At 39.7% G+C, this 5647-nt stretch carries 8 protein-coding genes; 4 read left to right on the top strand and 4 right to left on the bottom strand.

What is annotated here, in order from left to right:
• Window positions 1-42: 42 nt before the first annotated feature.
• The 3 genes from JW841_08480 to JW841_08470 all read right to left on the bottom strand — a co-directional run bounded on the left by JW841_08480 (window position 43) and on the right by JW841_08470 (window position 1696).
• Window positions 43-885, bottom strand: coding sequence for a hypothetical protein (locus tag JW841_08480; protein MBN1960969.1), 843 nt, complete (start codon window positions 883-885; stop codon window positions 43-45).
• Between the two features lie 105 nt (window positions 886-990).
• Window positions 991-1428 (bottom strand): PIN domain-containing protein, encoded by a 438-nt coding sequence (locus tag JW841_08475; protein MBN1960968.1) that lies wholly within the window; start codon window positions 1426-1428, stop codon window positions 991-993.
• Window positions 1429-1450: 22 nt separating this feature from the next.
• Window positions 1451-1696, bottom strand: coding sequence for an antitoxin (locus JW841_08470; protein MBN1960967.1), 246 nt, complete (start codon window positions 1694-1696; stop codon window positions 1451-1453).
• A 90-nt stretch (window positions 1697-1786) separates the two neighbouring features.
• Here JW841_08470 and JW841_08465 point away from each other — a divergent pair, with 90 nt between their 5' ends.
• A complete protein-coding gene (locus JW841_08465; protein ID MBN1960966.1) occupies window positions 1787-2179 on the top strand; it encodes a HipA domain-containing protein in 393 nt (130 codons plus the stop codon).
• Between the two features lie 14 nt (window positions 2180-2193).
• Here the strand turns inward: JW841_08465 and JW841_08460 are convergent, their stop codons facing one another.
• Window positions 2194-3171: a homoserine kinase gene (locus JW841_08460; GenBank protein ID MBN1960965.1), complete on the bottom strand. Its 978-nt coding sequence runs from the start codon at window positions 3169-3171 to the stop codon at window positions 2194-2196.
• A 181-nt stretch (window positions 3172-3352) separates the two neighbouring features.
• On the opposite strand from JW841_08460, the gene JW841_08455 reads away from it, so the two are divergent.
• From JW841_08455 to JW841_08445, 3 genes are all read left to right on the top strand, one after another.
• Window positions 3353-4393, top strand: coding sequence for an inorganic phosphate transporter (locus JW841_08455; GenBank protein ID MBN1960964.1), 1041 nt, complete (start codon window positions 3353-3355; stop codon window positions 4391-4393).
• Window positions 4390-5007 carry a DUF47 family protein gene (locus JW841_08450; protein ID MBN1960963.1) on the top strand — a complete coding sequence of 206 codons (618 nt, stop codon included), beginning with the start codon at window positions 4390-4392 and terminating at the stop codon, window positions 5005-5007. The genes JW841_08455 and JW841_08450 overlap by 4 nt, the downstream gene beginning before the upstream one ends.
• A 186-nt stretch (window positions 5008-5193) precedes the next feature.
• Window positions 5194-5463: a DUF2934 domain-containing protein gene (locus JW841_08445; protein ID MBN1960962.1), complete on the top strand. Its 270-nt coding sequence runs from the start codon at window positions 5194-5196 to the stop codon at window positions 5461-5463.
• Window positions 5464-5647: the final 184 nt, after the last annotated feature.

Genomic DNA, 5647 nt, shown 5'->3' with positions numbered 1-5647 from the left:
AAATTTTAAGTGAGATTATTCGTAATCAAGTCTATTAGACACCTATCGTCTATGAAGGTTTATTGTCATGCTTGCAGCAAACCTTGGCGAAAATCCTGAACCTGTTATGTCTTTCCAACTTGTTGAAAGACTGAAAGGGCCAAGGTTGATCGCAAGGGCTGCCTCATCGAGTGGTTTTTTAGATACACGTCCCACAAGATTACCCGAGATGCTGCCAAAGGACCCTATTGGCAAGCATGTCGATACTGAGAACATTGGTTCACTAAAAATACCATATCGCTTGGCGCGCATGTTTTCCCCATGCCGGTTGCTGACAACTGGTCCAAGGTATGTATATGCCTGCAAGTTGAAAAAAGTTTCATTTGGTCCATTGAAAAGAATGCCAGCTTCGATGCTCCGATTAATTGGAAAATCCTTGCCTAAAAGGCCCCCACCCGTAAGCAAGTAATGACCGATCAGATCTAACGGTAGATTCGTGGTATAGGCCTGATATGTTTGAATAGAGGGACCGATATTTTGCATAAATCGATGACTGATAGTTGAATGCAATGATGTAAGCCCCCAAAAAAGGCCGTCTTGAAAGCCACCTCCCAACGGCAGATAGTCTCCATAGCTATATTGCGGACTTAAATCGAAAGGAAGTGCTAGGGTGAGTTCAAAATGACCAAGGGTTGCAATCTCTAGGTTCCCATCCCACAACAAGCGATGCATGAACGTTGGTCGTCCATCGAAAGCGGCAAATGGAACGCCTGTAGCGTGTCGCTCGGGATAGCGAAAGTTTTCACTTAAGCAGTAGGCATTTGGCATGTGTAGATACCCAATACTGCCGAGCATGAAATCCCGGTAGCCCAAACGAAGCGCGCCACCAAAAGCACCATTGAGCATCGCATGATCATTGGAGGGGGTAAAATTACCTCATTTTGATCTAATAGCCTTGTAGTAAATGGTGCCACACGTGGCAGCAAGTGGTAATTATGGCTATAAATTTATTTATTTATTTTCAATTGGATCCCAGACGTTACTAAATCCGAATCCTTCAAAATCAGCAACATTGTGCGTGGCAAATGCGGTAACACCATTATGTAATAGGGTAAATGCAAGACGCGCATCAAAAATTCGTCGACGTGCAAAGCTATCAGCTTTCGCAATCGCCCACACCTCTTGCATTATTCCATTGCCACCTTCAATAACTGCCCAATTATGGTTTGTGCGATAAGCTTGTACAACTCCAACAGCTTCGTTTGCAGCAAGAGGTTGTGTTACTATTTTTGGATTTCGTAATAAAACATAAAGCTCAACCAGCACCAATTCACAAATGCAAAAATTTCTATTGTGCTTTTGCTTAATTAAAAAGTCATGTGCAGCTTGGTGTTCCGAGCAAAGATTATCATAGGCATAAAGAAGGATATTAGTATCAACTGAAATCATAGCATTCATTTAGTCGCTAAGTTTAAACAAGGTTATCTTCATTTGCTAAAAGTCGCCAATCTTGAACCGGGACTTCTTTGCGTATACCAAGGGCACGCGGAGTCGGTAGAGACCACTTAGCTGATATTGTATCAATTTCAGGATGAGCAAGAATTTCTTTTTCAGTCGCACGACGAATAATGTCTGCTAAAGATGTTTCTTGCAGCTCGGCTAACCGTTTAAGCGAATTATATAATCTATCAGGTAACTGAATTTGTGTGCGTATCAATGAAGCACCTCTACACTTTATATGACATGATGTAAATTCTACATCTGTGTAATTTTGGTGTCAACGTAATGAGGTCCGTTTTTTTGGTGTTTGGCACCTGCAGGAATTGCACCTGCAGGAATTTTGATATCAAACACAGATGATCATCCGCGCAATCATGCGATTATTGCCAAAGAACAAAACTGGCATCTTTCACCTGTGTATGATCTGATACCTGCGAATCCAATAAGTATAGAAAGACGTGACCTTGCTTTAGTTTGCGGTGATTGGGGTCGTTTTGCAAATGCAAAAAATTTATTGTCGCAGGTGTCTCGTTTTCTTTTAACTATTGAGCAGGCGACTAAAATTCTTGACAGTATGGAAGCTATGATAAAACAAAATTGGTATCGCGTATGTAGAAATGCGGGGGTAACAGAAAAAGATTGTGATTTACTTAAAGGTTCATTTATTTATCCAGGTTTTAGGTATCAGATAATAGATTGACACTGTGTCAATCTTTACATCCGTCGTAACACTAATGAACGAAACTTTTGTCCGCCCATATCTTTGAGCGCCTTTAATCGCGACATAAAGTGACGATAATCTTTATAACGGCGCGAGCAAACTTGACGTGGCAATATTTCAAAATCAAGAAAGCGAGTTACCGCAAAACGAGTCGCAGCAAAACGACATAGTTCGTATAAATATTTTCTTTCTATTGGTTCTAAAAGACGTTGACTTTCATAACCAATAACTAAGGCTCTAGCGCGCTCAGGAATAAAACGGTCTTTAAGAAAGCCCCAGTCAACGATAGTTATAGCTAAATCATATGCTAAAGGTCCGTTGGCAGCCATTTCAAAATCAAGCACTCCAACTAATTTGCCACGAATAAAACGGGCATTATCTACAAATAAATCTCCATGAATGACGCCTTGTGGTAAATCTAACGGAAAATGATGCCGCAACAATTCGTTTGCTAAAATACGTAAGTCGCGTACTTGAGATGCCTCATTTACCCCTAAGATACATCTCTCTAAAACATCAGCAATGCGTTCAGGGTCAAAACGATTGCGACGTCGTTTGCGAAAACCTCGTGTAGCTTGATGCATACCAGAAAGAAAAGTACCTATTTGAGCAGCATGTTCTGGTCTAACTTCAAATACTCCAATTTCACGACCAGGTAGATATTGAAAAACAGAAAGATGTTGACGCGGAGAAATAGAAATAACCCTGCCTAATTTGCCTGCATCCATCATAATCGGCACCGGCAAAGCGCGATGACAGAGATAATCAAGCAAACACACTTCAAAATATGAATCACTAGGTGGGCGATCTTCTAAAATTCGCAAGATATACTTTCCACGTGTAGTACTTACTTCATAAATAGTATTAATGGCGCCAGCACTAACACCACGTGCTTCAATAAAGTCTCCCAATTTAAACGGTCGCAGATGTTGACGCAGCGCTCGTTCTGATAAATGGGTGTATACCGCCATCTGCAAAATTTACCCTAAATACGACTCTTCGGCATCTTTAAGAAGTTTGTTCAAGGTAATAAAACCGTATTTTTACTATATTTTATGTATGCAGATGTAGGGACACCTCCTAAGTTATTGTATAGTTTTAATAGCTATTCTTGCCTTTAGGCTACTATAGACTTTAAAACTATAAAGACACATGGTTACTACACTAATTATCATAATCGTTATCTCGCTTATCTTCGATTTTCTCAATGGTTTTAATGACAGTGCTAATATCGTTTCGAGTATGATAGCCTCTAGGGCTTTATCACCACGACAAGCTTTAGGGATAATTGCAATTGCTGAATTTTGCGGTCCCTTTCTTCTAGGCGTCGCAGTGGCAACTACATTGGGAAAAGAATTATTGAAATTGCAAGTAACGCCGCAGGAATTGCCAATTATTCTAGCGGCTATTTGTGCTGCAGTTGTATGGAATCTTACCACATTTACATTAGCTATACCGTCAAGTTCTTCGCATTCTTTAGTGGGCGGCCTTATCGGTGCTGGCATTGCAAACAATGTTCTTGCATACTCTCAGAATGGCTTTAATAATATTGATGATCTATATCAAGTGATTCAAATCGTACATTTTTCCGGAATTGTAAAAGTAATAATTGCCTTACTAATCTCACCACCATTAGGTTTTTTAGCCGGTTATATAATACTAAAATTGATACTTTTTTTAGCACGTAAAGCAACGCCAAAAATAAACTGGTTATTTAAACGTGGGCAAATAATTACCGCTATCAGCTTAGCTTTGTCGCACGGTAGCAATGATGCTCAAAAAACTATGGGTATGATCACAATGGCTCTATTTGCCGGTGGCATGCTAAGTGAATTTAAAATACCAATTTGGGTTGTTGCCCTAAGTGCTGGTACAATCGCTTTAGGAACTGCAATTGGTGGTTGGCGATTAATTCGTACTCTTGGTGGGGGTCTTTATAAGATTAGACCAGTACATGGTTTTGCTATTCAATTAAGTTCAGCGGCAGTAATTCTAGGTGCTTCAATATTTGGAGGCCCGGTTAGTACTACGCAAGTCGTAGCAAGTTCCGTGATGGGTACCGGTAGTGCAGAGCGTTTCTCTAAAGTACGCTGGGGGGTCGGAAAACAAATATTCTTGACTTGGATTATTAGTATTCCGTCTTCGGCATTAATTGCTGTTGTTGTTTATTTTATTGTACGGAGGTTTTTGTGAGCTTATTTCGCTCAAAACAAGATTATTTTATTTATAACTTGGCCCGGCAAGCCGAACTTAACGTAATTGGTTTAGAGGGATTGGTTGCATATATGCAATCTCCTTGTACGGAACATGAAGAGAAAGTGAATATTGCAGAAAAAGATGCTGATGAAGTTCGCCGTATGCTAGTTGATGAACTAAATCGTACTTTTGTTACCCCGTTTGACCGTGAAGATATTTACGAATTGTCTCGCGCAGTTGATGACGTGCTCGATTATGCTCACTCAACAGTACATGAAATGAACATGCTTGCGGTAAAACCAAATGAGCATATGTGCAAAATGGCACAGCATTTACTAGATGCTTCACGAGAAATGTTACTGGCTTTTCAGCGTCTAGAGAAACATCCAAGTGTAGCTAACGATCATGCTCGTGAAGCTAAACGTATCGAAAATGATATGGAAAAAACTTATCGTGAAGCTATTGCTGAATTATTTGCAGGACCTGCAGAAGCTGAAAACATTGTAAATATGATGAAAACTCGCGAAATTTATCGACATTTATCTAATGCTGCCGATCGTGCTGATGAAGCTGCTAATGTCATTAGCAATATTGTCGTAAAAATGACTTAAATATTTAGGGACACCCCCTGATAATTTATAAATAATCATTTTATCTTCTTGAAGTACCAATACGTTGCTTGACTGGCGCCCAATCAATGCTATTAATGTATTTAGGTTATTAATATTGTGGTGAGCTACTTGAGGTGTTGCAGCGCGAATTAGGGTGTAAAGCGTTTCTTCAGGAGCACAAAAACCATGTCTACCAACTCAAGCCCAGATTATGATGCAGTTGCCCGCCGAGCTTATGAATTATATTTAAGCCGTGGTGGCAGCGATGGTAACGACCAGAATGATTGGTTTCAAGCTGAAGCCGAACTTATGGGTGGTAATGGCTCAAGCAAAACCGCCAGTATAGCACAAGCCACAACTGCTAGTGCGGCAAAAACAACAACACGAAAACCTACGCGGTTAACCGCAGATAAACCGCGTTCAACTAAAACCAGTAGTATGCGCAAACCGAGCTAATTTAAAATTATAACAATTCAATGCAAATTGGCATACTAAGGGTGCTTGCTACCTTTATGTAATTATTTATTAAATTTAAGTAACATTGTTTTATATCTCTAAACTTAAAAAATGCAAATTTTCACTTATTATTAAATATTATAGACACTCTTTTCGAATAAGCTCACTTAAAATTCCTAATTTT

The organism is Deltaproteobacteria bacterium (assembly GCA_016931625.1).
Lineage (GTDB): Bacteria > Myxococcota > XYA12-FULL-58-9 > XYA12-FULL-58-9 > JAFGEK01 > JAFGEK01.
The sequence above is the reverse complement of the archived record's forward strand: the minus strand, read 5'-3'. Positions and strand labels throughout refer to the sequence as shown.